The sequence below is a fragment of the Arthrobacter humicola genome (genome assembly GCF_022803015.1).
In the GTDB taxonomy this organism is placed as follows: domain Bacteria; phylum Actinomycetota; class Actinomycetes; order Actinomycetales; family Micrococcaceae; genus Arthrobacter; species Arthrobacter humicola_A.
On sequence record NZ_JAFKON010000001.1, the window covers coordinates 588,165 to 613,484 of the forward strand.

A 25,320-nucleotide genomic window follows, 5' to 3' on the forward strand; every position below is an offset into this window, starting at 1 on the left:
TCACATGAGGCGGCGGCGCGCGCAATGGTGTACGTTGGCTTCCCGTCAGAACTAAACACAGGAATGAGAGTCACCCCCGTGGCAACCGATTACGACGAAGTCCGATCCGACGTCAAGGAGTCGCAGGATAATTCCCTGCAGGCGCTGCAATCCGCCAACGCCCCGGATGCCCGCAGCGTTGTCCGAGAACTGGATGAAGCCGACGCTTTTGACGATGCGATCAGCCCGGGCGGGGAAATTGTCGCCGAGGAACTCGTCGTGCAGGTCATCCCGCAGGCGCAGGACGAATTCACCTGCTACTCCTGCTTCCTGGTCCGGCACCGGTCCCAGGTTGCACGCGAAAAGAACGGCCACGCTTACTGCGTCGAGTGCGTTGGCTAGGGCCCTGGCCTCCCGCGTGTCCGGCGCCGGCGCGGCTTTCCGTGCCGCGCCGGACACGCGGGTCAGTACCGTCCCCGGCCGGCCCGTTTAGTCCATGCTCCGTCTGAAACGCCTTGCCGTACTCGGCCTGTTCGTATTTTTCGTCATCACCGGGTTCTTGTTTTGGGCCTTCCGGTTCTCCGGGGCGGAGACCCGCGTGGCCCTGCCCGCGCCGCCGCGGGCAGAGGCGAAGCTCGAATCGCTGTCCGCCGGCATCACCTCCGCCGTGAACATCACCCGGAGCGCGGACGCCGAGTGGCTCACCCATGCCGCCGCGCAGACCGGCATCCCCGCCCGGGCCCTCCAGGCCTACGTGGCCGCGGCCAGTGCGGCCAACACATCGGCCCCGACGTGCGGGATCGGCTGGAATACGGTGGCAGCGGTGGGCTTCGTCGAATCCGGCCACGGAACGTACGGCGGCGGCAGTCTGACCGCCACAGGCCAGGCGAGCGGGCCAATTGTCGGTCCGAGCCTCAATGGCGACGGCTTCGCCGCGATCCCTGATTCGGACGCCGGCGCCCTGGACGGCGACGCCCGGTGGGACCACGCCGTCGGACCCATGCAGTTCATTCCCTCCACGTGGCAGCTCGCAGGCCGGGACGGGAACGGCGACGGAACAGCCGACCCGTTCAACATCGATGACGCCGCGCTAAGTGCCGCCTCGTACCTGTGCGCCCACGGCGGTGACCTGACCACCGCCGCCGGCTGGGCCGACGCGATTTACTCCTATAACCAGTCTGGTCCGTACGTGGACCACGTACGCGACCGTGCCACTGCCTACGCCGCACAGTCGGGTACTCCCGGATAGCGCCACCGTGCAACTCGACTTAGTTTCCGGACACCCTTGCCGACTCCAATAGTGATTGGCAGCGGCCGGGCCGCGTTCCGGCCAGGCCCCTATGCCCGTGCCCTGGCAACCAGGTCTCCTGTAGGGCCGAGAATGAAGTCCACATTGAGGGATGCGCTGGGCCCCTCACCCATAGAGATCTTCTCGTCGAAAGACCCAAAGGTGGCTGGCAAGAAGTACCCCACGTTGTCCCAGTAATACTGGAAGACATACAGGAGGGGATCTTCGATCGTATCCAGGTCCTCCCCAAGGCGGTACACAACAACGGCCTTCTGGCGGACCTCTTTCGAATTCGAGCACCAGGGCAGAATCAGCCCTCCCGCATTAGCCATATTTCCAGGCGGAACCTGATCCGTGTCCCTCGGAATGATCCCCGAGGGATCGCCCGGGCCAAGGAGGGGATTCCACTCAAGGTCCTCGTAGAACAGGTTCACGCCCACATCGGCTGGCTGTCCTGGCAGACGAGTTCGGTTGGTGAGCCTTTCCAGGCCTGAATTCCACAGAAGTGGTCCTCTGCGGTCCTGCGCACCGTACGAAACCTTCTTCCGCGACGGGGAAGTGGACGCCAGCGCCGCGTCTTTGGTGGCCCTGGCCGCAGTTACCGTCTTTGGGCCTGGGGGCGGTTGCTCGAGATCCATCCTTACTTCTCCTGTCCAAGAGGTGACCGGAGCGCTCCCGTTGTTGACCGCAAGCGGCTCCGCCTGGGAGGGGCTCAAGGGATGCAATATGCTCCGCCGTGCAGCGGTTGTTGCGGCATGAGGGCTGGGCCCCGGACGGCTATCGGCCATCTGAGGAATGACTCTCGTGTGAACTTTGCGTCCGGTGCTTGCCATGCGTCAAGGGACTATGCGAAGTGGCGGTGTTTTGTGATCGCTCTTGTCGCATTTGCCGATGACGAGGATGCTCGCGGCGGCTCCGATGACGTCGTCGGTGAGGGTTTCGAGCTGGTTGATTTGAGGACGCGGGTGATCTGGTACGTGGGTCCCGCGCTCCCAGGCCGGCGCCTCTGTCATCGCCAGCCTGCCGTCAGGGCAGAATGGAAGGCATGACCTCTACGACGTTCGCCCTCATCCGCCATGGCCAGACAGACTGGAATGCACAGCGCCGGCTGCAGGGATCCACCGACATTCCTCTGAACGACATCGGCCGCGGTCAGGCTCGCGACGCCGTCGTCGTCCTGTCCGGCTATGAATGGGACGCGATCGTGTCCTCGCCGCTGAGCCGTGCCGCTGAAACCGCCGATCTCATCGCCGCCGGGCTCGGGCTCAGCGTGGCCCGGCGCGTTCCTGAGCTCGCCGAGCGCAGCTTCGGACCCGCGGAGGGCCTGCAGGACGGTCCTGAACTGGACGCACTGCGCATTCCTCATGGGTTCCGCGGAGCGGAAAGCGAGGACGAGGCCGCCGGCCGGGGGTTAGCCGCGCTTGAGGCGCTGGCCGAGGAGTTCCGTGGCCGCCGCGTCCTGGCCGTCGCCCATGGCACGCTCCTGCGCGTGAGTCTCAGCCGCGCCGTCGGCCGCACCCTGGACAGCATCGACAACGCCGTGCTCAACCTGGCCCACCACCATGCCGTCGACGGCTGGCAGCTCGAATACTTCAACGGCGAGCGGGCCATGGCTGCCGTTTAGGACTGCCGCTCAAGGATATGTCGGTATCGCGATGTACTGGTTGATGTTCGTTGACTGGAAGGTCGCAAAAGCCAGCGTGGTGTGGCCACCCTCCGGATCACCCACCACGACCGTTTGGTCGGAGGGATTCAGACCCAGCAATGCGTAGGAATGGTCGGAGACCAGCTCGCCGTCGGAGTTGGACGTCCCAAAGGTCACGAGGCCCTTCGCGAAATCCTGCTGCATCTGCTCAAAGCTCACTCCCGTCATGGGGCCGCCGGGGTTGCGGTCGACGCCCACTTCGCCGGTGATGGCATAGAGGGCGTTGTGCACATCATGATCCTGGGCGTTGCTGAGGTCGGTGCCATCGATGCCGCTGTAGCTGTTGCCGTTCGCGGCAGCCCACCCTTTCTCGATAATCGCGGCCCATGACACGTTTTTGCCATCGATATTTTCGATGCTGTTTTCAAAGGGCTTGCCGCGGCGGTATGGAAGATCACCGTTGACCGTGACCGTCACCGGATTGGACACCCCGTCGTACTTGCTGTGGAAAGAAATGGTGTAGGTGCCGTTGCCGTTGTCATGAACCATGTTCAAGACGGTCGCGGGGGCCCGGGAGGCCACTGTCATCAACGCTGCGAGGAAATAGCAATCGCCGGCGTCACCCTGCTTGATATTCGTCAAGTCTCCGGAGAGATCCGGGTTTCCGGAATCATCAAGCGCAAACAGAACTTGATTCGGGACCTTCTGGAAAGTCGCCCGTCCCGATACCGAAGGATTACTCACCGGGGCCCCGGACGCTCCCGGAGGCGGCGTGACCGGTGACCGGGTAGTCACGATCCACGCAATTCCAAGAATTACCATCACCGCCACCACTGAGAAAATGACGGCGGCGCGAATTTTTGCCGGCCTGGATCCTGCACGTTCCATGTTCCGAGCCCTCCCGTCCTGCGGGGTTCCAGCCCCGCAACGGCACCGCCGCGGCAACCTTCCGGGGGCTGCCGCCGTCGGGTCTCTCCCGGTTGATCAATTCATCAGCTGATCAACAGCTTGCCGCAGGCAACCAGTCTGGGGCAAGGGGCAGCGGGCGATTCACAGGTGAGCACCGGACGCTCACCGGCGTGCGCGGCCACGGTGCAGTCGTCTGTTTTCGTCGCCAAGCCGCTTATCGCCGCGGGCGGCCGAACCGCCGACGTATGCTGAATCGCACAAGCAACGGACAGGAGGCCGAGGTGGCCCAGACGACGGAAACCGGAACGACGGCGGCCGAGGTGATGGCCGAGCTGGCCGACCTCGAGGACCCGAGGATCCGGGACGTGAACGCCAAGCACGGTGACGACCACGGGGTGAACCTCGGCAAGCTGCGGGCGTTGGCCAAGCGGCTCAAGACGCAGCAGGAGCTGGCCGGTGAGCTGTGGGGGACCGGTGATACCGCGGCGCGGCTCCTGGCGCTCCTGATCTGCCGTCCGAAGGCGTTCGATCGTGATGAGTTGGACGTCATGTTGCGCCAGGCGCACACTCCCAAGGTGCAGGACTGGCTCGTCAACTATGTGGTGAAGAAGAACCCGCATGCCGAGGAACTGCGCGTGGCCTGGTTCGCCGATCCGGACCCGCTGGTGGCAAGTGCCGCCTGGGCGCTGACCACCGACCGCGTTGCGAAGAAGCCGGAGGGCCTCGACCTGCCAGGACTGCTCGACATCATCGAGGCGCAGATGAAGGACGCCCCGGACCGCCTGCAGTGGGCGATGAACCACTGCCTGGCCCAGATCGGGATTGAGCACCCCGAACACCGCGCCCGCGCGATCGGCATCGGCGAGCGCCTGGAGGTGCTCAAGGATTACCCGACGCCGCCGAACTGCACCTCTCCGTTCGCGCCGATCTGGATCGCCGAAATGGTGAACCGACAGGACGCCAACTAGGACTCAGGGCGAGGCCCTTCGCCCGTCCCCACCCTCATCGAGCCGCCGCACCAACCTGCGGATCACCCGTGACACCACGAAGGCTTGACGTGACACCACCGTGGTGTCACTATGGTGCCATGGAACTCGGACAATACGTCAACGACCTACAGCGGCAGCTAGTGGATGCCGCGGAGAACGGCTCGGAGGACACCCGCGCCGTGGCCGAGCGGCTCGCCGCCGGACTGGACGCCGCGACCCGGCTCGTGCTCCTCGACGTTCTCTCGGCTGCAGCCGGCGAGATCACCCGCGACCTCGCACCCGGATCAGTCGACATGCGGCTGCGCGGACGCGACGTCGAGTTCGTGGTGACCCAGCCGAACCCGGAATCTGACACCGACGAGCGGCCGGCCGCACCCCTCGACCTCGACGACGCCAGCACCTCGCGCACGACGCTCCGCCTGCCGGATGCCCTCAAGACGCGGGTGGACGAGGCCGCGGCTGCAGACGGCCTGTCCGTCAACACCTGGCTGGTCCGCGCGGTCGCAGCCGCTCTCCAGCCCAAGCAGCGACGATCCGCGCAGCGCACGCTGCGCACCGGCGACAACTTCGCCGGCTGGGCGCGCTAAACCGCCCACCGCACCACACGACACCCACCAACCACGCGGACCCGCGGGGTCGATCAAACACACCCAAAAGGAAGGCCCCAGCATGCCCACCTTCGACACCCCCACCCCCATCGACCTCGCCATCAAACTGCAGGTCGGCGCGATCGAAATCATCGCCACTGACCGCGACGACACGGTCGTGACCGTCTCGCCGACGAACCCCGCGAAGGCGGTCGACCGGCGGGGCGCGGAAGAGACCAGGGTCGACGTCGACGGCCAGCGGCTCATCATCACCGGCCCCCGGCCCCGCATCAGCTGGATCGGCCCCACCGAGTCGGTCGATGTGAAGGTCGAGCTGCCGGCCGGGTCGCGGCTCACCGCCGAGATAGGGGTCGGCGGCGTGCGCACCGTCGGACGCCTCGGCGCTACCCGGATCAAGAGTTCGATGGGCCGCGTCGATCTCGACTCCACCGGCGACCTGTGGCTGCGCGCCTCGCACGGCAACGCGACCCTCGGCACCGCCGAGGGCGGGATCGAGATCACGGCCGATCACGGTCAGATCCGGATCGGCAAAGTCACCGGCGACGCGATCCTCAAGGCGTCGCACGGCACCATCCTGATCGGGGAGTCCGGCGGCGACCTAGAAGCGAAGCTCTCCTACGGCGACCTTGAGATCTCGAAGGCACTCGGCTCCGTCGCGGCGAAGACCGCCTACGGCAGCATCCAGCTCGCAGAGGTCTCGAGTGGTTCCATCCAGGTCGAGAGCGGCTTCGGCCAGGTCACCATCGGCGTGCGGCCCGGCGTTCCCGCCTGGCTCGATCTGTCCTCGAAAGAGGGGCACGTCCGCAACCAGCTGGACAGCGACCGCGCTCCCGACGCGTCCGAACAGACCGTCGCAGTGCGTGCACGCACCCAGCACGGCGACATCAGCATCCAGCGCGCCCAATGACTCCGGGCCACCAACAGAAGGGAACGAAGCACATGAACACGCCAGCAATCGAAGTCCGCGGGCTGCGGAAGTCCTACGGCGCAAAGGCAGTGCTCGACGACGTCGACCTCACCGTGGACGCGGGCACCGTCACCGCGCTGCTCGGCCCGAACGGCGCCGGCAAGACGACGACCGTGCACATCCTGTCCACCCTGGTGCGGCCCGACGGCGGCACGGCACTGGTGAACGGATGCGACGTCGTGCGCAACCCCGACGGCGTCCGCGCCGCGATCGGCCTCACCGGCCAGTTCTCCGCGGTGGACAGGCTGCTCACCGGCGAGGAGAACCTGCTGCTGATGGCCCGGCTGCGCCATCTTGGAGCGAAGCGCTCGAAGACCCGGGTGGCCGAGCTGCTGGAGCAGTTCGACCTCGTCGAGGCCGCCCGCAAGCCGCTCGCCACCTACTCGGGCGGGATGCAGCGCCGCCTCGACCTCGCCATGACCCTCGTCTCGGCGCCCAGCGTCATCTTCCTGGACGAGCCCACCACGGGCCTGGACCCGCGCAGCCGCCACACCATGTGGGACATCGTCCGCAGCCTGGTCGCGGACGGCACCACCGTGCTGCTCACCACCCAGTACCTGGACGAGGCTGACGAGCTCGCGGACCGCATTGCGGTGCTCGACGGCGGTCGGCTCGTCGCCGAGGGGACGCCGGACGAGCTCAAGCGCCTGGTGCCGGGCGGACATATCCGGCTCCGGTTCGCCGATGCCGCGCGGCTCGACGCCGCCTCCCGGCTGCTCGGCGAATCCGCCCGCGACGACGCCGGGCTCTCGCTCACCGTGCCGAGCGACGGCGGTGTCGGCACGCTGCGCACCGTGCTGGACCGCCTCGACACGGCCAACCTGGAGGTCGACGACCTCAGCATCCACACCCCGGACCTCGATGACGTGTTTTTCGCGCTCACCGGCCGGGTCGAGACGAAGGGAACCGAATCATGACCACCATCGCCGCCAAGCGCCGGACGGCCCCGGGCACCGGCCAGCAATCGCACGTCATTGCCGACTCCGTGACGATGCTGCGCCGCAACCTGCTGCACATGCTGCGCTATCCGGGCCTGTCTGTGTTCACCATCGTGGGGCCGGTAGTCCTGCTGCTGTTCTTCGTGTTCGTGTTCGGCGGCACGCTCGGGGCCGGCCTGCCCGGCGCTGATCCGGCCGGCGGGCGCGAGGCGTATGTCGCCTACGTCATGCCGGGCATCCTGCTGTTGACCATCGCCGGCAGCGCAGGCGGCATCGCGACGACCGTGTCGATGGACATGACCGAGGGCATCACCGCGCGGTTCCGGACGATGGCGATCTCGCGGGCCGCGGTGCTCGCCGGGCACGTGCTCGGCAATACCATCCAGGCGATTATCGCCGTCGTGCTCGTGCTTGGCGTCGGCCTCCTGATTGGCTTCCGCCCGACCGCCGGGTTTGTCGAATGGATCTCCGCCGCAGGTCTGATCGTGCTCATCGCCTACGCGATCAGTTGGCTCGGGGTGGCCATGGGCATGCAGGCGAAGTCGGCCGAGACCGCCAGCAACCTGCCCCTCGTGCTGACCTTCCTGCCCTTTCTCAGCAGCGGCTTTGTGCCGACCGAGTCGATGCCGGAATGGCTGCAGTGGTTCGCGCAGTACCAGCCCTTCACGCCGTTCATTGAGGCCATCCGCGGGCTGCTGCTCGGCACCCCGCTCGGCTGGAGCCCGGTGCTGGCAATCGGGTGGTGCGTCGTGCTTGTGGTCGCGGGGTACGCCTGGTCGATGGCGATCTACGAGCGCAAGTCGGTGCGCTAAGCCCAGGGTGCACCCGGTCGCTGCGGGCGGTCGCGAGCGCATCGCGGCCGCCCGTCCTGTGCCTCAGCCGAGGTGGCGTCCGGCGTCAAGGCTGCCGCGCTGGTGAGTGCCGGCTGGACCGGCGTCGTCGCACTGGCGTTGCAATGCTGGACCCCGCAAGTGTCGACGGCGCGGCGCCCGGGGAATCTGTCACGAGGGGTCAGCGCCAGCCGAGCTGCGGCGCCACATACTTCAGGATCGACTCGATGACGTGGGCGTTGTAGTCGACACCGAGCTGGTTCGGGACCGTGAGGAGCAGGGTGTCTGCCGCGGCGATCGCCTCGTCCTCGGCCAGCTTTGCGGCCAGCTCGTCCGGTGCACCGGCGTAGGAGCGGCCAAAGACCGCGCGTGTTTTCTCGTCGATGTTGCCCACCTGGTCGGAGCTGTGGCGGTCGCGGGCGAAGTGTTGCCAGTCGCGCTCGTCCGTCAGCGCGAAGATGCTGCGGCTGACCGAGACGCGCGGCTCCCGCTCGTGCCCCGCCTCCTTCCAGGCCTGCCGGTAGAGCTCGATCTGCTCGGCCTGCTGGACGTGGAAGGGCTTGCCGCTCTCATCATCCTTGAGCGTGGAGCTCTGCAGGTTCATGCCGAGCTTCGCCGCCCAGATGGCCGTGGCGTTCGAGCCGGAGCCCCACCAGATGCGCTCGCGCAGCCCCCTTGAGTGCGGCTCCACGCGCAGCATGCCCGGAGGGTTCGGGAACATCGGGCGGGGGTTCGGCGCCGCAAAACCCTTGCCAGTGAGGACCTCGAGCAGACGCTCGGCGTGCCTGCGGCCCATGTCGGCGTCCGACTCGCCCTCGGCGGGGGCGAAGCCGAAGTAACGCCATCCGTCGATGACCTGCTCGGGTGAACCCCTGCTGATGCCCAGCTGCAGCCGGCCGCCCGCGATCAGGTCGGCCGCGCCAGCGTCCTCCGCCATGTAGAGCGGGTTCTCGTAGCGCATGTCGATCACGCCGGTGCCGATCTCGATGCGGCTTGTCCGGGCCCCGATCGCAGCGAGCAGCGGGAACGGGGAGGCGTATTGCTGCGCGAAGTGGTGGACTCGGAAGTAGGCGCCGTCCGCACCCAGCTCCTCGGCCGCGACCGCGAGGTCGATCGCCTGCAACAGCGCGTCCGACGCGGTGCGCGTGCCGGAATCCGGGTGGTCGGTCCAATGGCCGAAGGACAGGAATCCGATGTTCTTCACACCGGAAACCAACATGGTGGCGGCGGTTCTTATTCCCCCCGGGCCCTCAGCCTCGCACCCCTCCCGCGGGCCCCTCCCGCGGCACGCCTGGCGCCCCTTAGGCGGGACCGCGGGCTCAGCCGGCCTCGTAGGGGGTCCGGAAGAGGGTGATTCCCCATTCCGGGTTGTGCAGCACGATTCCAGTCTCCCGTTGTGCAAACTGAAGCGGAGCTTGAAGGTATCGTTTCATCCGCGACTGTTCCTGGTCCCACGGGAAGTTGCACGTGCCCAGGGAACTTTCCAGTGTCCCCGGATCCGGCGTGATCGTTTCGGTGGCAATGCTGACCGTGACCGCATACGAAGCACAGGGGATGCGCACGGTCATTAACGTGCGGCCGCCAACGCTGCCGAACCGTATCGCGTAGTCGCCGGAGCTCATTCCCGGATCACGGGGCACAGAAGCCGGCGTCATGGAACCGGCTGTGAAGTACTGGCAATCCAGCGCTCCGCTGGCTACGGCGTTCTCTGCACGCTGTGGCAGGCATTCATCTAAACCCTGCCGGGGGGCAGGCGGAATCGGCGGAGCCGGGGCGAGGGTCATGCCCGGTGACAGTCCGGCGCCCGTCGACGGTGCGGCCTTGGCGGCGGGCGGTTTGGTGACGGTTTGCTCGCCGGCCGGCATGCTTTGTGGGGGAGTAGATGCGCAGGCCGCGGTTAACGCGACAACGGCGAGGCTCACTACGGATAGCAGTGTCGGCGTCGTGTGCATTCCATAACGAGCGGGTCCCCCGGGCGCGGCCATGATCCGAACCCTAGGGGTTCGGGGCTTGTCCGTGCAACAACCCCCAGGCTAGGCGACCGGGGCCGGTGAGCTTTGCTGCACGTGCTGGTCCAGGATGTCCCGGGCGGTTGTCCACGTCCGGCTCCCGTACCGGTCGTTGCTGACGTAGTTCAGGGTCGCGTCGCCGCTGAACATGCTGGCGAAGTACTGCATGCCCTGCCACGGCGGGAACGGCTTGTCAGAGGCCGGCATGAAGGCTTTGACTGCCCGGCTCATAGCAGTCAAGGAACCGACGCTGCCCGCGTAGAGGAGCCGGAATGGCGTTCCGGTCAGGTCGGACATGGTGGTTGCCAGGGTCCTTGCCGTGACCTGGTCTCCGGCGATCTGGAGGACGCGGGGAGTCCGCTGGTCGAGGGCGGCAGCGGCGGTGTAGGAGGCAGTGTCATCCTTCGTGGTGAAGTCGAGCACCTGGTCGGCGTCGGACCAGAAGAGCACACGACGCCGGGAAAAGAGGATCATGGGTGCCTGCCCGGAGAGCATGTCGGTGAAGGCGCCATTGAGGATGGAAGTGGCCCGGATTTCGGTGGCATCCAGCCGCTGTGCGAAGTCTCGGCGGAACTGCAAGTTCCGGTTGCTTCGGGGGCGGATTCCACGGTAATCGATGGAGTAATCGGAAGGGATGAAACGCGGTACGCCCACCGCGGCCGCCGCCTCCAGCAAGCGCGATTGGGCGTCGAAAATTGCGCTGTCCACGCCGTTGATCGCGGAGACTATGCAGTCAACATCCGCGCAGGCCCTTCGGAGGCCCGCGGGATCGTCGTAGCCCGCCTGGATCACTTCGACGCCTTGGGCGCGGAGCTGCGCAATGCGCTCCGTGCTGGTTCCTGGCCGTGTCAGGACCCGAACGGTGGCCCCCAGGGCGACCAAATTCTGCAGGATACGCCCGCCGAGATCGCCGGTGGCGCCGGCAAGAAGGACAGTGCCCGGAGTGGGAGTCGTCGGGATCATGGTTCGCACCTCAAGTGTCGGGCGGAAAGGGATAGTGGGCTAAACACTACCAACGGCAGGGCAGCCGCGATTCCCGGGTGTGACTCGATACATCCCCGGGCCGGACTGATCAGCGGAACCGTTGGACGTCGGTTCGCGGGCCGGCTCTACTGCCAGCGGTGGGATTCCAGCGCGCGAAACAGGGGAGCGCCGCCGCTTTTCAGATGGTCAACGGGGCGGGACCCGCCGAGTTCCCGGCAGGGTGTAACCATCCAGACCGCGAAGTAGTTGTGCGGAACCTTCAGTTCTATGGCGCGCTGGAATAGTCCGACGACGGTCGGGTGGAGGTGGCCGCCGGCGACGAATTGGAATCCCGGGCAGAACGTGCCGTCGTCGATGAAGACGCGGACGAGCTGCTGCACTACAGGGTCGGGGTCGTCCATCAGTTCGGCGAGTCGGCGGCGGACCTGTTCCAGGGCGGGCAGCGTGAATTCTGCCCTGATCCCCGCCCAGGTCTGGTCATTGATCGGCTGACGGTTCAGTGTCACCGTTGCCTAGCCGCCATCGCTGATGTCGTCCAGAAGCCACTGGACGGAGCGTGGATTCCGGCGCAGCGTGAAGGTGTGCAGCGCTGAATTCGACCCCAGCCGGGCCTCGACACGCCAGTATTCGATACCGGCCGGGTTGGCGCCGCCAGCGGCGGCCGTGCATCGGGTGCCCCGCCCGGCGTCACCGCCGATCCAGTGCCGGGATTCGGTGGCCGGATCGACAAGCCAGATCCGTCCGTCGTGCCGGATGGCAAGGGGCTTGCCTGCCGGGTCGAGCCGGACTTGAAGGTCAAGGGTTCGTGTGGGGTTTTCGGTGCTGAGGGTCATGGGGTGGTCTTTCGTGGTGCGGTGCTGCGGGGTGTGGTGGCGTTAGGCGGCTTTGACGAGGGGGAGTTCGTCCCAATGGGTGGTGTAGCGGGGGGAGAGCATGTCCCGTTTCATGGTCCAGTCCGGGCCGCCCCGAATGCCGGCGTGGCCGAGGCCGATGGAGCCGCGCCCGTATCGGCGGGTCACATCTTCCAGGAGGGTTCCGATGTGGCGTTCCTCGTGCGGGTTCTGGAACAGGGCCAGCGGTGCCTGGTTTCCGGTGGGCCGCAGGTCGGTGACCATGATGCCCGCCCGGGCGTATTTGATGCCTTCCTGGATGTGGGGCAGGAGGGCGTGGGCGGCCCGGGTGAGTAGGACGGGATCGGCGGTGGGCATTGGCAGCGGCACGCACACCGAGGGGTAGGAGGTGTCGTTCGGGTTGAAGTGCGAGGTGCCGGCGAAGGCGGTGAGGACCTTGGCCTGGAGGCCGTGTTTGGCCAGCCGTGCTGAAGCCTGCTGGCCGTAGACGGACAGGACTTGCCGCATGCCGGCGGCGGTGGTGATGGGGGTGGCGAAGGAGCGCGAGAAGATGAGCTGGTCCCGTCCGATCCGTTCTTCTTCCATCGGGATGCACGGGGTCCCCTGCAGTTCCAGGACGGTGCGCATCACGACCACGGAGAAACGGTCCCGGATCATCACCGGGTCGGCCCGGGACAGGTCAAGGATGGACCGGAGCCCTAAGGCGTTGAGGCGTTTGGTCAGCCGCGTCGCGACGCCCCAGATTTCGATCACGGACAGCCGGCCCATCAGCGCTTCCCGGTCCCCGGCGGGCACCGAGTCCCAGTGGCAGACCCCGTCGAAGGCCGGGTTGTGCTTGGCCCATTTGTTGGCGAGTTTCGCCAGGGTCTTGGTTCCGGCGATCCCGACGCAGACCGGAACCCCGACGTTGCGCCGCACGGCTGCCTTCATGGTCTGGCCCAGGATCAGCAGGTCCTCCGGCGCGCCTTTGACGCCCAGGAAGGCCTCGTCGATGCTGTAAACCTCCAACCAAGCGCTGTAGCGGCCCAGCAGTTCCATCACCCGGGCGCTGATGTCCCCGTAGAGCTCGTAGTTGCTCGAGAGGGCAACAAGTCCCCACTCCTTGGCCCGCGGGGCGAGTTTGAACCATGGTTCACCGAGGCCGATCCCGAGAGCCTTGGCTTCCGGGGACCGGGTGACGGCGCACCCGTCGTTGTTGGACAGGACGACGACGGGCCGGCCTTCGAGGGACGGGTCGAATGCCCGCTCGGCCGAGGCGTAGAAGCAGTTCACATCCACGTGCGCGATCTGCGGCATCCGCCGCATCGGGGAGGGCTTAGACATGGTGTGCCTCAAACATGGTGCAGGCAGCGGGTCGCGACGCCCCAGATGACCAGATCAGACATGGACGGAACCCGGATGTCCGGGTAGGACGGATTCTCCGCCTGCAGCACGACGCCGGCGGCCGTGATTCGCAGCCGCTTGATGGTCAATTCTCCGTCCAGGACGGCTATGACTACGGACCCGTCCTTGGGTTCCAGGGCCCGGTTGACGATCAGTTCATCCCCGTCGCTGATGCCGGCGCGTTCCATCGAGTCTCCGGAGACCCGCACGACGTACGTGCTGGTGATGTCCTTGATCAGATGCTCGTTCAGGTCAATCCGCCCATCAAAGTAGTCCTGGGCCGGCGAGGGGTACCCGGCCGCGACGGGGACCGGAGAGATCAGCACCGACAGCAACGACATGCCCGCATCTATCACGCGGGGACCGACAACAACGCCCACAACACACCCTTATTCGAATATATGTTCGATACATTCAGTGTAGCCGGACGTACCGACAAAAGTTGGACTCTGCCCATATCCCTCGGCTGCGTAAGCAGCGCGGTTTCTCCTCAACATCGCAACAACTGACTGAAGGGGTGCTGCTTATGGGACGCTCGCCGCGTCGTTTGCGGAAGATGGGGCCTGCGGGCTTGGTTGAGCGTAGGCGCTGCTATCGGCGTTTGGGCAGCGAGTTCTTGGTGACAGTTGCTCCGTCGCTACCTTAAGATCCATGCCGTCGTGACACAGCCTGCGAAGCCCGTAGCCGCAATTCCCTTAGAACAGCGGCCAGGGCACCGCCGACATCTCACCGCTCGGAGCCGGAAACCGCCCTGCCAAGCGCAACCGTGCGCAGCGCGCGGCGAGCGATGCGATTTCTTCGGCGCTGAGCAAGTCCGCCAGGTTCCGGCCCAGCCCACCGTGCAGTCCTTCGCTGACACGATCGATGCCGTCGCGTTCCTCGGCGGTCAGCGCGTCTCCCAGCCATCCCCACAGCACCGTGCGCAGCTTGTGGTCACGGTGAAAGGTGAGCCCATGGTCCACGCCGTGCCGGTGTCCGTCCGTCATGGCAAGAATGTGGTCGCCTTTGCGGTCGGCGTTGTTGACGACCATGTCGAACACCGCCATGCGTCTGAGCGCTGGCGAGTCTTCGTGAACGAGGGCGACCATCCGTCCGTTCTCATCCCGTCCCTCGAGAACATGTTTCCAGCCCGTCTCCGGCACCTGGTCCGTCGCGACCAGGTTCACGGCGCATCGGGCGGGGTCTTGCTCCTGCCAGAGCTGCACCATTCCTTCGCCCAAAGGACCATCGCGCAGCCAGGTGTGCGGCACGACGTCCCAGCCTAAGACCTGCGAGACCAGGTAGGCGGCCACCTCCCGGTGAGCCAGGGTGCCGTGGGGAAAATCCCACAGCGGACTTTCGCCTGCTATCGGCTTATAGACGACCACCACGTCGCCGATGCTGCCCAGAAATGTAGCGTTTGAAGCCGTCGTGATGCGGCCGGTGAGCGTCAGCTCGGCGGCCACTAGGTCCGGCGCTGGCATCAGACCTCGGGAAGGGTGCAGATGTGCCCGTCGGCGTCTATGGGGTAACCGCAGAGCGGGCACGTCGGACGCCCGGCGCCCACGATCTCACGGGTGCGCTTGGCGAATGCGCGGGCGGTGCCGACCGGCATTCGCACCAGCAGCATTTCGGACTCGTTAGCGCCGCCCTCATCAAGCGGTTCGTCGTTGTCATCAGCATCGACATCGGCGATGGGGTAGGCCTCTATTACGACCTGGGCCGTGGTTGGGTCCCAACCTAAGCTCATGGCGCCGGTGCGAAACTGCTCCTGAACGGCCTCGAGCTGGTCATTGTCGACAAGTTCAATGGGAGTGCTCGTGGGAACGCTGAAGGGGTTGCCCTCGACGGTGATGAGCTGGTCGAGAATTTCGTCGATCTTCTCCGCGAGCAGAGCCGACTGCTGCTTCTCCAGGGCAATACTCACGATCTGCGTCCCTGCGCGCACCTGCAGGTAGAACGTGCGCGCCCCTGGAAGGCCAATGGTGCCGACGACGATTCGATCAGGCCAGGCAAACTCGTGAACACGTGTAGGCATGTCAGTATTTTAGGCACATGAGGTTCATGGCGCCTTTTGCCCTGCACCGCCGCCCACCGGCGCATCGCCAGAGTGGATGCCGTTCGACAGCCACGACAGGTCACCCGCGTCGGTGTTGGTCGCGTAGACGCTCGGCCGACTAGCGCCGTAGCGCACGATCGATACGGAGGCGGGGCCCACGTTAATACGCTGGAACAGGTCAAGGTGCATGCCGAGCGCGTCGGCGAGGATTGACTTGATGATGTCACCGTGACTCACCGCCACCCACACGGCCCCTGGCCCGTACTCGGCTTCGAAGGCTGCATCGTGGCGTCGAATCGCTGCCACGGACCGAGCCTGCATCGCGGCCATGGACTCACCGCCGGGAAAGACGACGGCGGACGGTTGCGACTGCACAACCGGCCACAAATCCTCGGTCGCGAGATCACTGAGGGTGCGGCCCTGCCACTGGCCGTAATCGCACTCGGTGAGATCGAGATCGACCGGCGCGTACGGCGTGCCAGCCTGGCGATCGAGGATGAGCTGGGCGGTCTGCTGACAACGCTCAAGAGGGCTCGACACCACCCCGACTACGGGCACGGCCGCGAGCCGGTCTCCGGTCAGAGCCGCCTGGTCGCGCCCGATCTGGTCCAGGCTGACGCCGACGGCCCGGCCGGCCAGCAGTCCAGTGGCATTGGCTGTGGTACGGCCGTGCCGCACGAGAATAACTGTGGCCATCCACCCAGCCTAACCACCCGGTCGACGGCGGTGTGAACCGTACCGGGTCGCGCGCCGAACAGGCAGATAAAGCCCTGGCGGAACCCTTCAGGCGCGCCGACGCGCTCAAAGCCGCCCAGACGGAGCGCAGGCACCCTCCCTGCGGTTGCTGATTTGAGCCGAATTGGGATGGGTTTCTTCACTGGATACCGTCAAGTAGCGCGGTCAGATGGTTCGCGGTTGCTCACTTCAACAGCATGGAACCGTTGATCGGGGTGCTCCGGCATTCTGATTCTGGTAATAGCGCCGTCGACGTCATCAGCTGATGGCTGGTCCGATCCGCCGTCAGGCTTGCAGAGGAATCCCTGGGTGAACAGTGCGTCGGTGTTCACCCTGCGGATCTTGACCTCGTCGATGGTGATGCCTGTGCGATCACCCATTGAGAGCGCCCTTCAAGCTGTGTAGGCGCAGTAATCCACGGAGACCTTGGCCCCGCTCGCGACCGAGGTGAGCTGCCTGGCTAGACCTAGATCAGGATTCTGTTCACGGGCGGCATTTTCTCAAGAAGTTATGGGCCAAGGCAACACAGTGGACACCGGCCTGAGGCCAGATCCTCCGCGGTTTCCCTGGCTCTGGCCGGCCCCTGCAGTGATCGTCATCGTCGGCACGGTCATAACAGGCGTGATCAGCTACCCGTCGATGCCCGACGCGCTCGCGGTCCACCAGGGCGCGAACGGCGCGCCCAACCGGCTGGCAGCCAAGTCGGTGGACTCCGCGTTCTCTCAGGTGTTCGTGCAACCCGGTGTGACCGGGTTGCTAGTGGGTCTCGCGGCGGCCACCTTCCACAGCCGGCCCGACCTCGACCCGGCGCGCCCGCTGGCCTCGGCGCGCTGGTACCGGCAGTACATGTCACTGGGCGTCAAAGCGCTCGTCGGGCTGGTCGCGATGATCGACGTGGGGATGCTGGGCTCGTCGCCGTTGATGTGGACCGGGACGGTCACGCCGTGGGCAGTGGGCGGGACTGGTGGTCACGCTCCCGATCCCGGCCGCCGTCGTGGTTGGAGTCGTGGTCCTGGCCAGGAACAACCGCGAGCGCGATGAGGGTGAGAAGGACACAGTGCTGACCCACCGGGACGACGACAAGTACTGGCGCGGTGGCCTGGTCTACATCAACCTCGAAGACCACTCGCTGATGGTTCCGCGACGGTTCGGACTGGGGTGGACGCGCAACTTCGGCAATCCAAGGTCAGCGATGCTTCTGGACGGCGCCGCGGGCGCCCCAGCGTCCGGCGAGTGACCTCCGAGGACTAAGGGTCGGCCTGTCAGCGGATTACCCGATAGCGCACGTGCGTGACGAGGCTGGAACCGCTCACGTCCGTCGGCTCAAGCTTGAGGTCCGTCACGCCGTCCAGCAACCGCTCACCCGCTCCCAAAACTATGGGCGCAATGTGGAGCCGCAGCTCGTCGATCAGCCCCGCCGAAAGGAACTGTCGGGCGGTCTGCGCTCCTCCGGCTATGGCCACGTCCTTGCCGCCAGCGGCCTTCCGCGCCTGGGCCAAAGCCGACTCGATCCCATCGGCCACGAAGTTGAACGTTGTGCCGCCCTCCATCTCCAAGGGCTCGCGGGGGTGATGGGTGAGAACGAACACAGGTGCGTGATACGGCGGTTCCTCCCCCCACCATCCCCGCCACTGCTCATCCCATGCCCCTGGACCGGCGTACATGTTCCGGCCCATGATGTAGGCGCCGGCGGCGAGGATGCGTTCGAGCTCGGCTGCGTTGGACTCGGCTTCTTCGAACATCCACCTGTGGAGGAGTTCTCCACCCCGGCCCAGGGGTTCCGTCATGCTTTGGTTTGGGCCCGCAACGAATCCGTCAAGGGAAATAGTCAGATCGCATGTGACTCTGCTCATGCGCCCATCATGCCAGCACTCGGCGGGGCCCTGGCATATCAAGGCGCAGGCGTGCTAGCGGATTTGGAGTTGGCGGGTCAGCCGATCCGCTCGGCCAGGGACACGATAATCCCCTCCGGACCGCGCACATAGGCCATGCGCCAGATGTGCTCGTACTGGCCGATGTTGCCGACCAGCCCGTAGCCGTCCGCGGCCAGCCGGTCGACGACCGTCTGGAGGTCGTCGACCTCGAAGGCGACGTTGCGCAGCCCCAACTCATTGGCCATCGCCGCGGGCGATCCAGGCTGGTGGTCGGGCCGGACAAAGCTCGAAAGCTCCAGCCGGGTACCTCCGTCGGGCGGCCGCAGCATCACGATCTCGGTACGGGAGTCGGGGATGCCGATCACCGTGTCGAGGAACTCGCCCTCGACGAACATCGGCGTGCCCTCGACCTCGAAACCCAGCCCGACGAAGAACGCCGTCACCTCTTTGAGATCGGCAACGGTGATACCAACATGATCGAAACGCCGTACCTGTGACATGAGATCAATCCTCCGTTGTTCATCTTATCGATCCATCGGAATTGCGGAGCCGACGGGGATTCTCAGCACAATCATCGGCGAAATCCTTCAGAGCCGCATCGCCGTCGTCCTCTGCGATGAAGCACTGACCGTTGATGAAGCACTGACCGTTGATGAAGCACTGACCGTTGGGGAGGAATCCGTCCAGGTAGCGGGGTCCCGTTTCCGTCGTGAGGGGAACATACTGGGGTGGTGAGCATCGACGCCCGGTCAGGGGCAGAGGGGAGGCGGCGGCCCGGGGCCGGCACGAGCCCGTATCCGCCGATCGCCGACTATGGGTTTTTGTCTGACTGTGAGGCCAACTGCTTGATTGCATCGAGCGGGCAGGTCGAGTGGATGTGCGTGCCACGTCACGACTCACCGAGTGTGTTCTCCACTATCCTCGACCGCGCCGCGGGTGGCTTCAAGGTGGCGCCGTACGGCGTCCGGGAGCCCACTGCGCGCCGCTATCTCCCCGGCAGCTTGATCCTGGAGACCACGTGGCAGACCAGGACGGGCTGGCTGATCGTGAGGGATGCCCTGGTGATGGGTCCGTGGCACCACACCGACGAGAGGGCCGGCCGGTACCGCCGCCCGCCGACGAACTACGAGGCCGAGCATTGCCTGCTGCGCACCGTCCGGTGCGTCAACGGTGCGGTTGAGCTGTCCGTGCTGTGCGAGCCGGTCTTCGGCTACGGCCAGCGCCGGGCACGGTGGGAGTTCGCCAGCCCCGGATACGGAGAGGCCGTGACCGTCAGTGGCAATGAGGGGGAGCCCGTGCTGCATCTGACTACCGACCGCCGGCTGGGCATCGAGGACTCCATCGCGGTCATCCGCAGCCGGATGACCGAGGGCGAGCAGGCCTTTGTCGCGCTCTCCTGGGGGTCGCTGCCCCCGCCGCGGACCTGGGAAGAAGCCACGCGCAAGCAGTGGCAGACCACTGAGTTCTGGAGGCAATGGATCACCGGGGGCGAGTTCCCCGACCACCCGTGGCGGGAGCAGCTGCAGCGCAGCGCGCTGACGTTGAAGGGCCTCACCTATGCGCCGACTGGAGCTCTGGTCGCGGCGCCCACCACCTCGCTGCCCGAGACGCCCGGGGGAGAGCGGAACTGGGACTACCGGTACACATGGGTGCGCGATTCCACGTTCGCGCTCTGGGCCCTCTACACCCTCGGCCTGGACCGGGAAGCCGACGACTTCTTCGCTTTCATCCGCGACGTCGCCGCCGAGGACGACCTGCAGATCATGTATGGCATCGACGGCGAAAGGGACCTTCCCGAGGTCACTGTTGAGGGACTCGGCGGCTACGACGGCGCCCGCCCCGTCCGGATCGGCAACGCTGCCGCCCACCAGCGCCAGCTCGACGTCTGGGGCATGATGCTGGACTCCGTCTACCTCCACGCCAAATCCCGTGACCAGCTTCCCGAGCCGCTCTGGCCCGTCCTGCTCCGCCAGGTCGAGCAAGCCGCCGCGCACTGGCGGGACCCCGACCACGGCATCTGGGAGGTCCGTGGCGACCCGAAGCACTTCACCTCCTCAAAGCTCATGTGCTGGGTCGCCCTGGATCGTGGTGCCCGGCTGGCGCGCCTGCACGGTCAGGCTGATTACGCCCGCAAGTGGGACGCCGTCGCCACGGAGATTCACGAGGACATCTGCCGCAATGGTGTCGACGACCGAGGCGTATTCGTCCAGTCCTACGGCACGATGAACCTCGATGCCTCGCTTCTCCTTGTTCCGCTCGTCCGGTTCCTGCCCATCAGCGATCCACGCGTGCGCGCCACGGTCTTGGCCATCGCCGATGAACTCACCCGGGACGGACTCGTCCTGCGCTACCGCCCCGAGCAGACCGACGACGGTCTCACCGGCGACGAAGGGACCTTCACGACCTGCTCGTTCTGGCTCGTCTCAGCCCTGGTCGAGATCGGAGAGGTGGTACGCGCCAAGGCACTGTGCGAACGTCTGCTGTCCCTTGCCAGTCCCTTAGGCCTCTACGCTGAGGAGCTGGATCCGGTGAGCGGCCGTCACCTCGGCAACTTCCCACAGGCGTTCACCCACCTGGCCCTCATCAACGCGCTCGTGCACCTCATCCGCGCCGAAGAAACCAACCGCGCGGCGCAGTTCGCCCCGGCCCACCGCACGCCCTGATACGCAGACGAAGGTCAAGGTATGGATTGCAACGACGGGCTCACGCTTCCACGGGAAGCCGCCCTGACGCGGGTCCCGGAACCGGATGTTCTGCCCCGCCGCAGCCGTGCGGAGAGGTGACCGATCCGGAGAGGCAAGGAGCAGCCCATGTGGAGTGACGTGCAGGAATCCGGGCCCTCCGTTGTTGATTGCTTCCTTGGTTTTCCTGATGCGGACATGGGTAGGTCAAAGAAACGGACCGCCGTGAGGCGGTCCGCCAAGTGTGAATGGGATGGTTACTCGGCCTTGAAGGTGAGCGAATCTTCGCCGCTCGACCAGAGCAGCTTGCCGCTTTCATACGTCATTGCAATGGGCCGCTTCAGGAATTCCTGAACCCAGAGTCGCTGGTAACCCTCAGCGCCTACACATCCCTCAGCGCCTGTCGCAATCTTCCCGGCGACGGTGAGGATGTTGCCCTTGATGACCACCGGGGCGCCCAGGGGCCCGCATGGGGTCCGCACGGTCAGCAGCAGCTCACCGTTGATGGACGTGAGCTGAGCCTTGACGGCTCCGTTCGCCGCCCACGGGAGGGCTTTACCGTTCGATGCGGCTGAGACGCTGTCGTAGGTGGTGCACGGCGCTCCGGGCAGGAATGGGGCGCACGTTTGCTGCGGCTGGGATGTGGTGGCCGGGAGGGGAGTGGGTGCACTTTTGTCAGCTTGAGCGGATGTCGAGAGGGGCGTCGGCGTGGACTGCCCGCCAGGTGGCGTCGCTGCACATGAGGTCATGAGCAGTGAAGCCAGTAGAACGGAAATTTTGAGTGGCAGATGCCGAGCACGATCCATTATTCCCCCTAGGAATGAACGCTGAACCTGACCATAGACGTAGGACCTCTGATTGTCATTAGGTTTGGGTGACCAATTTTTGGGGCCCCTTCTTGCATGGGTAAGCGGGGAGGGGGACGAATAATTGACCACGCATTAGCCGAGCAACCCAACGGCAAATATCCGCCCCCAGCCCTGGGGTGGGAGGGACAATGAAGCCATGACCACACCCCAGGCAGCATTCGCGGCCTTCATGATCGCAGCCCTCATCTCAACCGCGATCTACTTCACCGTCACCTACCGACGCACGACCAAGAGGATCGCAGACAACGCCAACACCCAGGGGGAGGCGGCAATCGCCGTCGGCACCGACCAGCCGCGAAAGCCTGGTCTGGCAGCCAAGCTGAACTACCTCCTCTTCACGGACAAGCACCCGCACTTTGACGCGCGCGACAGCCACAACCACACCGCACCTCACAACGGGAGCACCAACCCGACCTCCACGGCCGCCAATCACTGAATCAGCGGCAGCGGCGGGTCATGACGCCACCCCAGCTACTCCACCACTCGCGCGGAACGGATCGGACAAGGAACCATGGACACAACACAAGCAGTAATCACAGCCCTCATCATCACGGCATTGATCGCAACGGTCGTCTACTTCGTCGTCCGCAAGAAGGTGGGCGCCGGTAACAAGCACCCTCACTTCGAACCGCGCGCTACCCGCGACCGCGAACTGGGCAATGACGGCCGCTATTACCCGAACGCCACCCGGGTCAACGGAGGCTACAACGGCGGCGGCAGCCTCCCAGGCTGACGCCAACCCAGCTACTCGCAGCGGAAACCCCCGGAAATCACTGGATTCCCGGGGGTTTCCGCTTTGCGCACCCTCTGCATAACACTACAAAAACGCGGGGGAGTAGGACCCGAAAAGCCCATGGCGTAGGTTGAGCCCATGAACACCCGCCGCCGCCGACAGGCCACCCTGTGGACCCTGGCCATCCTGGCATCCCTCCTACTCACCGCCGCGGGCCTGGCCATGACATTCTCACTCATCCGCACCCCAGGGGAAGGCCCTGGCCACGCCCTAATCTTCGCCGGAACTGCCGCCTCGGCCGCTGCAGCCGCCTGGGCACGCCTGAGGGATCTTGGATGGCCGATAGTCCTGGCCGTCGCGGCACCGGCCCTGCTGGTCGGCTGGCCGGATGCCGTCATGCCCGACAGCTTCATTCCGCACCTCGGGGCCGTGCTAGCTCTACCGGCAGCGCTCATCGGGCTCATCATCGGGCTGGTGGCGGGCGGGCGGCCGGAGAGCGGCCACCAGGAGCAGGGTCTACCTCCCGGGGGCCATCCGGCAGGCGGGGGATGATGGCGGCATGGATGCATTACTGAGCTGGATGCGAAAGTCGCTCGAACGGTTCCGCACCCGGAAGGGGTATGTGTGGATCGTCCAGCATGACGAGTCGCCGCACGACACGATCCTTGACGTGTTCGGCGACGAGCAAAGCGCCAGTGACTACGCCGACGTGATGGGCTTCCAATTCACCAAGGGCGTGATCTGGGGGAAGTACAAAATCGGGTCTCGGGTTGACTCCAGAGGGGAGCGGTATCACGACTGAACCAAGCCCCTTCTGTAGCGTTATACATAGTTACCTTACATAATGCTGATTATCGGCGTTTAGATCTTGTGCGGTGGGAGGCCTTGGACGGGGCCTTGAGGCGGAGGAAGCTGGTCGAAATGTTGCTCTGGGCGGCGGCATCTTCGTCACCGAGCTCTGACCTCTTTGCGGGAGGAAAGAAATCCCGAGCCGGCAGTATGAGCCCGGTCAACGAAAGAGCGATGAAGACGACCTGGTGGATATGGTCAGTACCCGGCGGAAGCTGACCAATCAGGTGGGCGGCCCAGAACAGCGGGTAGAACCAAAGTGCGTACCACGCCCAGGGTTCGCCTCGTCGATATGGCACGAGCACGATAAGACCGCCAAAAAGTCCCAGCCCGAACGAGGCGAGACCGTTCGCCCGATACAGCCCCACGTTTGCGCCCATCGGAACCGCAGCGACAATCGCGCCGAATGCCAGGAGGCCCGCGCTGACAATTGCGAGGCAGATCCGGCCGATCAGTAAGGGCCACTTTCTCTCATGCACGAGGTCAGACTAACTGCCGCAGGTGAGTGCTCGCGCTCAGTCGTTGTTTTTAGCCGTGCGGGTACGCCCGTTCGCAGGTTGACGTAACTTGCGGCGTGGTGAAGTGGCGTGGCTCCGAGGCGTCACCCAGCCTCCTGCGGGTCGGCCAAGCCAGCGCCAGGACTCGATCAGCGGCAAACAGGCAAACAGGCCATCTTCCGTAGGGTGCCGACGGGCTTACTCCCCCGCCGGCTCTCACTGAGGCCGCTTCGCCGCAGCTTCTGGCCGGGGCCAAGGGTGGTAGGCTGGCCCCAAATTCACCACTTTCACCACTTTCACCTACTTTCACCCTGGAGGTCCCGGTGCGGAACCCGTTCAAGCCCACCGCAGGAGCCACACCACCGGACTTGATTGGGCGGGCGGGGCTCTTGGATGAATTCGAGTACGGCCTGCAGCAAGGCTCGGGAGCACCCGGGCTTTTGACCATCATCACCGGATCCAGAGGCATCGGCAAGACAGTCATGCTGAGCGCCGCGGAACGGATCGCGGGGACTCACGGCTGGGCGGTAATCTCCCGAACAGCAAACCCCGGTTTCCTCGCCGGAATCGGCGACGACATGCTCCGTCTTGTCGAGGAACTCGGAGACGGGCCCCCAACACGGAAAATCACAGCGTTCTCGGCGGCAGGATTCGGACTAACAACGCAACTACCCCAGGAACGGAGTGCCGACTGGCGACGGACCGGGAACGAACTTCTGCGGCTGTTGGACGCAAAAGGTACCGGACTCGTGATCACCATCGACGAGATACATGCGGTGGACCGCACAGAAATTTCCCAACTGGCCGCTGAAGTGCAGCATTTCATCCGCGACGGACTGCCCATCGGCCTCATCTTCGCCGGCCTGCCATCCGCAGTCTCCGACCTCCTCAACGAGGGAGTGGCGACCTTCCTGCGACGCGCCGACAGGATCAATCTCCACGAGGCAGCCATCGCCGAAGTCACCGCGTCCTACAGCGAGCTCTTCAGTGAGGGAGGGATAGACGTCTCCCCCGGCCTCGTCAGTGAAGCCGCGGAGGCTACGGAGGGCTACCCCTTCCTTATTCAGCTTGTGGGCTACTACCTCTGGCTGGAGGCCGGAAAGGCCGACTGGAAACTGGATGAGCGCAGCGTGCACAGCGCCATCAGCGCCGCTCAACGACGAAACACACTAGTAGTCGTCGAGTCAGCGCTATCGGATATCTCGGACAAGGACCGCGAGTTCCTCGACGCCATGGCCCTTCAGGATGGATCATCGGCAGCGGGCCTGATCGGAAACATCATGACGGCCAAGCCCAACGTGGTTTCCAAGTACCGAAAGAGACTCATCGCCGCGGGCCTGATCGAGTCAGCCGGCTACGGCAGGGTGGACTTCGCAATCCCCGGACTCCGCCAATACCTCCGCGAAACAGCGTCGGCCTGATGCAGTGACGGAACGTCAGCGGAGCTCCTCGACCAGCCCGATGATGATTCCGGCGGGGCCGCGGACGTAGCACAGCTTAGGAGGCCGGAAATTCTCGCCGTTGACGAATACCGTGCGTCGACAACATCCAGGAATCGGCGGAAAGTCCGTACTGGATCATGACGGAAGAAGCTCCGGGCCGGCTCCTTGAGGAAGCCGGCCCGGAGCTCGTAACGGGTCACCCAATGACGGCGCCCGGCCCGG

33 protein-coding genes are annotated in these 25,320 nt (G+C 65.4%); 16 read left to right on the forward strand and 17 right to left on the reverse strand.

Features of this window, described 5'->3' with window-relative positions; genetic code table 11:
• Window positions 1-78 precede the first annotated feature (78 nt).
• Window positions 79-381 (forward strand): DUF4193 domain-containing protein, encoded by a 303-nt coding sequence (locus ARTB_RS02705; protein WP_028276296.1) that lies wholly within the window; start codon window positions 79-81, stop codon window positions 379-381.
• 94 nt (window positions 382-475) lie between these two features.
• A complete protein-coding gene (locus tag ARTB_RS02710; protein ID WP_243177492.1) occupies window positions 476-1,228 on the forward strand; it encodes a lytic transglycosylase domain-containing protein in 753 nt (250 codons plus the stop codon).
• 89 nt (window positions 1,229-1,317) lie between these two features.
• Here ARTB_RS02710 and ARTB_RS02715 read toward each other — a convergent pair whose 3' ends face one another.
• Window positions 1,318-1,701 carry a hypothetical protein gene (locus ARTB_RS02715; RefSeq protein ID WP_243177494.1) on the reverse strand — a complete coding sequence of 128 codons (384 nt, stop codon included), beginning with the start codon at window positions 1,699-1,701 and terminating at the stop codon, window positions 1,318-1,320.
• A gap of 611 nt (window positions 1,702-2,312) precedes the next feature.
• On the opposite strand from ARTB_RS02715, the gene ARTB_RS02720 reads away from it, so the two are divergent.
• A complete protein-coding gene (locus ARTB_RS02720; RefSeq protein ID WP_243177496.1) occupies window positions 2,313-2,891 on the forward strand; it encodes a histidine phosphatase family protein in 579 nt (192 codons plus the stop codon).
• Window positions 2,892-2,900: 9 nt separating this feature from the next.
• Here the strand turns inward: ARTB_RS02720 and ARTB_RS02725 are convergent, their stop codons facing one another.
• Complete coding sequence (locus tag ARTB_RS02725; protein WP_243177498.1) at window positions 2,901-3,800, reverse strand: C2 family cysteine protease; 900 nt, start codon at window positions 3,798-3,800, stop codon at window positions 2,901-2,903.
• Window positions 3,801-4,066: 266 nt separating this feature from the next.
• Between ARTB_RS02725 and ARTB_RS02730 the strand changes: the two genes are divergently transcribed.
• The 5 genes from ARTB_RS02730 to ARTB_RS02750 all read left to right on the forward strand — a co-directional run bounded on the left by ARTB_RS02730 (window position 4,067) and on the right by ARTB_RS02750 (window position 8,135).
• On the forward strand, window positions 4,067-4,789 hold the full coding sequence (locus ARTB_RS02730) for a DNA alkylation repair protein (RefSeq protein WP_243177501.1): 723 nt from the start codon (window positions 4,067-4,069) through the stop codon (window positions 4,787-4,789).
• 119 nt (window positions 4,790-4,908) lie between these two features.
• The gene (locus tag ARTB_RS02735) at window positions 4,909-5,397 is read left to right on the forward strand and encodes a hypothetical protein (protein ID WP_028276302.1); all 489 of its coding nucleotides are present in this window, start codon (window positions 4,909-4,911) and stop codon (window positions 5,395-5,397) included.
• An 82-nt stretch (window positions 5,398-5,479) separates the two neighbouring features.
• Window positions 5,480-6,325, forward strand: coding sequence for a DUF4097 family beta strand repeat-containing protein (locus ARTB_RS02740; protein ID WP_243177503.1), 846 nt, complete (start codon window positions 5,480-5,482; stop codon window positions 6,323-6,325).
• Window positions 6,326-6,357: 32 nt separating this feature from the next.
• Window positions 6,358-7,302 (forward strand): ATP-binding cassette domain-containing protein, encoded by a 945-nt coding sequence (locus ARTB_RS02745; RefSeq protein WP_243177506.1) that lies wholly within the window; start codon window positions 6,358-6,360, stop codon window positions 7,300-7,302.
• Complete coding sequence (locus ARTB_RS02750; protein WP_243177508.1) at window positions 7,299-8,135, forward strand: ABC transporter permease; 837 nt, start codon at window positions 7,299-7,301, stop codon at window positions 8,133-8,135. The genes ARTB_RS02745 and ARTB_RS02750 overlap by 4 nt, the downstream gene beginning before the upstream one ends.
• A 199-nt stretch (window positions 8,136-8,334) precedes the next feature.
• Here ARTB_RS02750 and ARTB_RS02755 read toward each other — a convergent pair whose 3' ends face one another.
• The 11 genes from ARTB_RS02755 to ARTB_RS02805 form a co-directional block, all read right to left on the reverse strand.
• Complete coding sequence (locus tag ARTB_RS02755) at window positions 8,335-9,357, reverse strand: LLM class flavin-dependent oxidoreductase (protein WP_243177509.1); 1,023 nt, start codon at window positions 9,355-9,357, stop codon at window positions 8,335-8,337.
• 115 nt (window positions 9,358-9,472) lie between these two features.
• The gene (locus tag ARTB_RS02760) at window positions 9,473-10,075 is read right to left on the reverse strand and encodes a hypothetical protein (protein WP_243177510.1); all 603 of its coding nucleotides are present in this window, start codon (window positions 10,073-10,075) and stop codon (window positions 9,473-9,475) included.
• Window positions 10,076-10,186: 111 nt separating this feature from the next.
• Window positions 10,187-11,125, reverse strand: coding sequence for an NmrA family NAD(P)-binding protein (locus tag ARTB_RS02765; RefSeq protein WP_243177511.1), 939 nt, complete (start codon window positions 11,123-11,125; stop codon window positions 10,187-10,189).
• 146 nt (window positions 11,126-11,271) lie between these two features.
• Window positions 11,272-11,652 carry a hypothetical protein gene (locus tag ARTB_RS02770; RefSeq protein ID WP_243177512.1) on the reverse strand — a complete coding sequence of 127 codons (381 nt, stop codon included), beginning with the start codon at window positions 11,650-11,652 and terminating at the stop codon, window positions 11,272-11,274.
• 6 nt (window positions 11,653-11,658) lie between these two features.
• Window positions 11,659-11,979, reverse strand: coding sequence for a hypothetical protein (locus ARTB_RS02775; RefSeq protein WP_243177513.1), 321 nt, complete (start codon window positions 11,977-11,979; stop codon window positions 11,659-11,661).
• A 42-nt stretch (window positions 11,980-12,021) separates the two neighbouring features.
• Complete coding sequence (locus ARTB_RS02780; RefSeq protein ID WP_243177515.1) at window positions 12,022-13,320, reverse strand: Y-family DNA polymerase; 1,299 nt, start codon at window positions 13,318-13,320, stop codon at window positions 12,022-12,024.
• A gap of 8 nt (window positions 13,321-13,328) precedes the next feature.
• Window positions 13,329-13,760 carry a LexA family protein gene (locus tag ARTB_RS02785; protein ID WP_223916267.1) on the reverse strand — a complete coding sequence of 144 codons (432 nt, stop codon included), beginning with the start codon at window positions 13,758-13,760 and terminating at the stop codon, window positions 13,329-13,331.
• Window positions 13,761-14,075: 315 nt separating this feature from the next.
• Window positions 14,076-14,843, reverse strand: a complete 768-nt coding sequence (locus ARTB_RS02790; protein WP_243177517.1) for an SCO1664 family protein — start codon at window positions 14,841-14,843, stop codon at window positions 14,076-14,078.
• Window positions 14,843-15,397 (reverse strand): DUF3090 domain-containing protein, encoded by a 555-nt coding sequence (locus ARTB_RS02795; RefSeq protein WP_243177520.1) that lies wholly within the window; start codon window positions 15,395-15,397, stop codon window positions 14,843-14,845. The genes ARTB_RS02790 and ARTB_RS02795 overlap by 1 nt, the downstream gene beginning before the upstream one ends.
• Window positions 15,398-15,421: 24 nt before the next feature.
• Window positions 15,422-16,114, reverse strand: a complete 693-nt coding sequence (locus ARTB_RS02800; protein ID WP_243177522.1) for a histidine phosphatase family protein — start codon at window positions 16,112-16,114, stop codon at window positions 15,422-15,424.
• A 191-nt stretch (window positions 16,115-16,305) separates the two neighbouring features.
• A complete protein-coding gene (locus ARTB_RS02805) occupies window positions 16,306-16,533 on the reverse strand; it encodes a hypothetical protein (protein WP_243177524.1) in 228 nt (75 codons plus the stop codon).
• Between the two features lie 208 nt (window positions 16,534-16,741).
• On the opposite strand from ARTB_RS02805, the gene ARTB_RS02810 reads away from it, so the two are divergent.
• On the forward strand, window positions 16,742-17,194 hold the full coding sequence (locus ARTB_RS02810) for a DUF1648 domain-containing protein (protein WP_243177526.1): 453 nt from the start codon (window positions 16,742-16,744) through the stop codon (window positions 17,192-17,194).
• The gene (locus tag ARTB_RS02815; protein ID WP_243177527.1) at window positions 17,160-17,390 is read left to right on the forward strand and encodes a DUF5808 domain-containing protein; all 231 of its coding nucleotides are present in this window, start codon (window positions 17,160-17,162) and stop codon (window positions 17,388-17,390) included. Before ARTB_RS02810 ends, ARTB_RS02815 begins: the two co-directional genes overlap by 35 nt.
• A 25-nt stretch (window positions 17,391-17,415) precedes the next feature.
• On the opposite strand, the gene ARTB_RS02820 is transcribed toward ARTB_RS02815, so the two are convergent.
• Both ARTB_RS02820 and ARTB_RS02825 read right to left on the reverse strand, forming a co-directional pair.
• Window positions 17,416-18,006: a dihydrofolate reductase family protein gene (locus ARTB_RS02820; RefSeq protein WP_243177529.1), complete on the reverse strand. Its 591-nt coding sequence runs from the start codon at window positions 18,004-18,006 to the stop codon at window positions 17,416-17,418.
• 77 nt (window positions 18,007-18,083) lie between these two features.
• Window positions 18,084-18,527, reverse strand: coding sequence for a VOC family protein (locus tag ARTB_RS02825; protein ID WP_243177531.1), 444 nt, complete (start codon window positions 18,525-18,527; stop codon window positions 18,084-18,086).
• Between the two features lie 231 nt (window positions 18,528-18,758).
• On the opposite strand from ARTB_RS02825, the gene ARTB_RS02830 reads away from it, so the two are divergent.
• Window positions 18,759-20,690: a glycoside hydrolase family 15 protein gene (locus ARTB_RS02830; RefSeq protein ID WP_243177532.1), complete on the forward strand. Its 1,932-nt coding sequence runs from the start codon at window positions 18,759-18,761 to the stop codon at window positions 20,688-20,690.
• Between the two features lie 275 nt (window positions 20,691-20,965).
• On the opposite strand, the gene ARTB_RS02835 is transcribed toward ARTB_RS02830, so the two are convergent.
• Complete coding sequence (locus ARTB_RS02835) at window positions 20,966-21,457, reverse strand: hypothetical protein (protein WP_243177534.1); 492 nt, start codon at window positions 21,455-21,457, stop codon at window positions 20,966-20,968.
• 256 nt (window positions 21,458-21,713) lie between these two features.
• Here ARTB_RS02835 and ARTB_RS02840 point away from each other — a divergent pair, with 256 nt between their 5' ends.
• The 4 genes from ARTB_RS02840 (at window position 21,714) to ARTB_RS02855 (ending at window position 23,112) form a co-directional block, all read left to right on the forward strand.
• A complete protein-coding gene (locus ARTB_RS02840) occupies window positions 21,714-22,013 on the forward strand; it encodes a hypothetical protein (RefSeq protein ID WP_243177536.1) in 300 nt (99 codons plus the stop codon).
• Between the two features lie 75 nt (window positions 22,014-22,088).
• Window positions 22,089-22,310, forward strand: a complete 222-nt coding sequence (locus ARTB_RS02845) for a hypothetical protein (protein WP_243177538.1) — start codon at window positions 22,089-22,091, stop codon at window positions 22,308-22,310.
• Between the two features lie 138 nt (window positions 22,311-22,448).
• A complete protein-coding gene (locus ARTB_RS02850; RefSeq protein ID WP_243177539.1) occupies window positions 22,449-22,862 on the forward strand; it encodes a hypothetical protein in 414 nt (137 codons plus the stop codon).
• A gap of 7 nt (window positions 22,863-22,869) precedes the next feature.
• Window positions 22,870-23,112, forward strand: a complete 243-nt coding sequence (locus tag ARTB_RS02855; protein WP_243177541.1) for a hypothetical protein — start codon at window positions 22,870-22,872, stop codon at window positions 23,110-23,112.
• Between the two features lie 49 nt (window positions 23,113-23,161).
• Here the strand turns inward: ARTB_RS02855 and ARTB_RS02860 are convergent, their stop codons facing one another.
• A complete protein-coding gene (locus ARTB_RS02860; RefSeq protein ID WP_243177542.1) occupies window positions 23,162-23,638 on the reverse strand; it encodes a hypothetical protein in 477 nt (158 codons plus the stop codon).
• Between the two features lie 341 nt (window positions 23,639-23,979).
• Between ARTB_RS02860 and ARTB_RS02865 the strand changes: the two genes are divergently transcribed.
• Window positions 23,980-25,077 (forward strand): AAA family ATPase, encoded by a 1,098-nt coding sequence (locus tag ARTB_RS02865; RefSeq protein WP_368859389.1) that lies wholly within the window; start codon window positions 23,980-23,982, stop codon window positions 25,075-25,077.
• Window positions 25,078-25,320 lie beyond the last annotated feature (243 nt).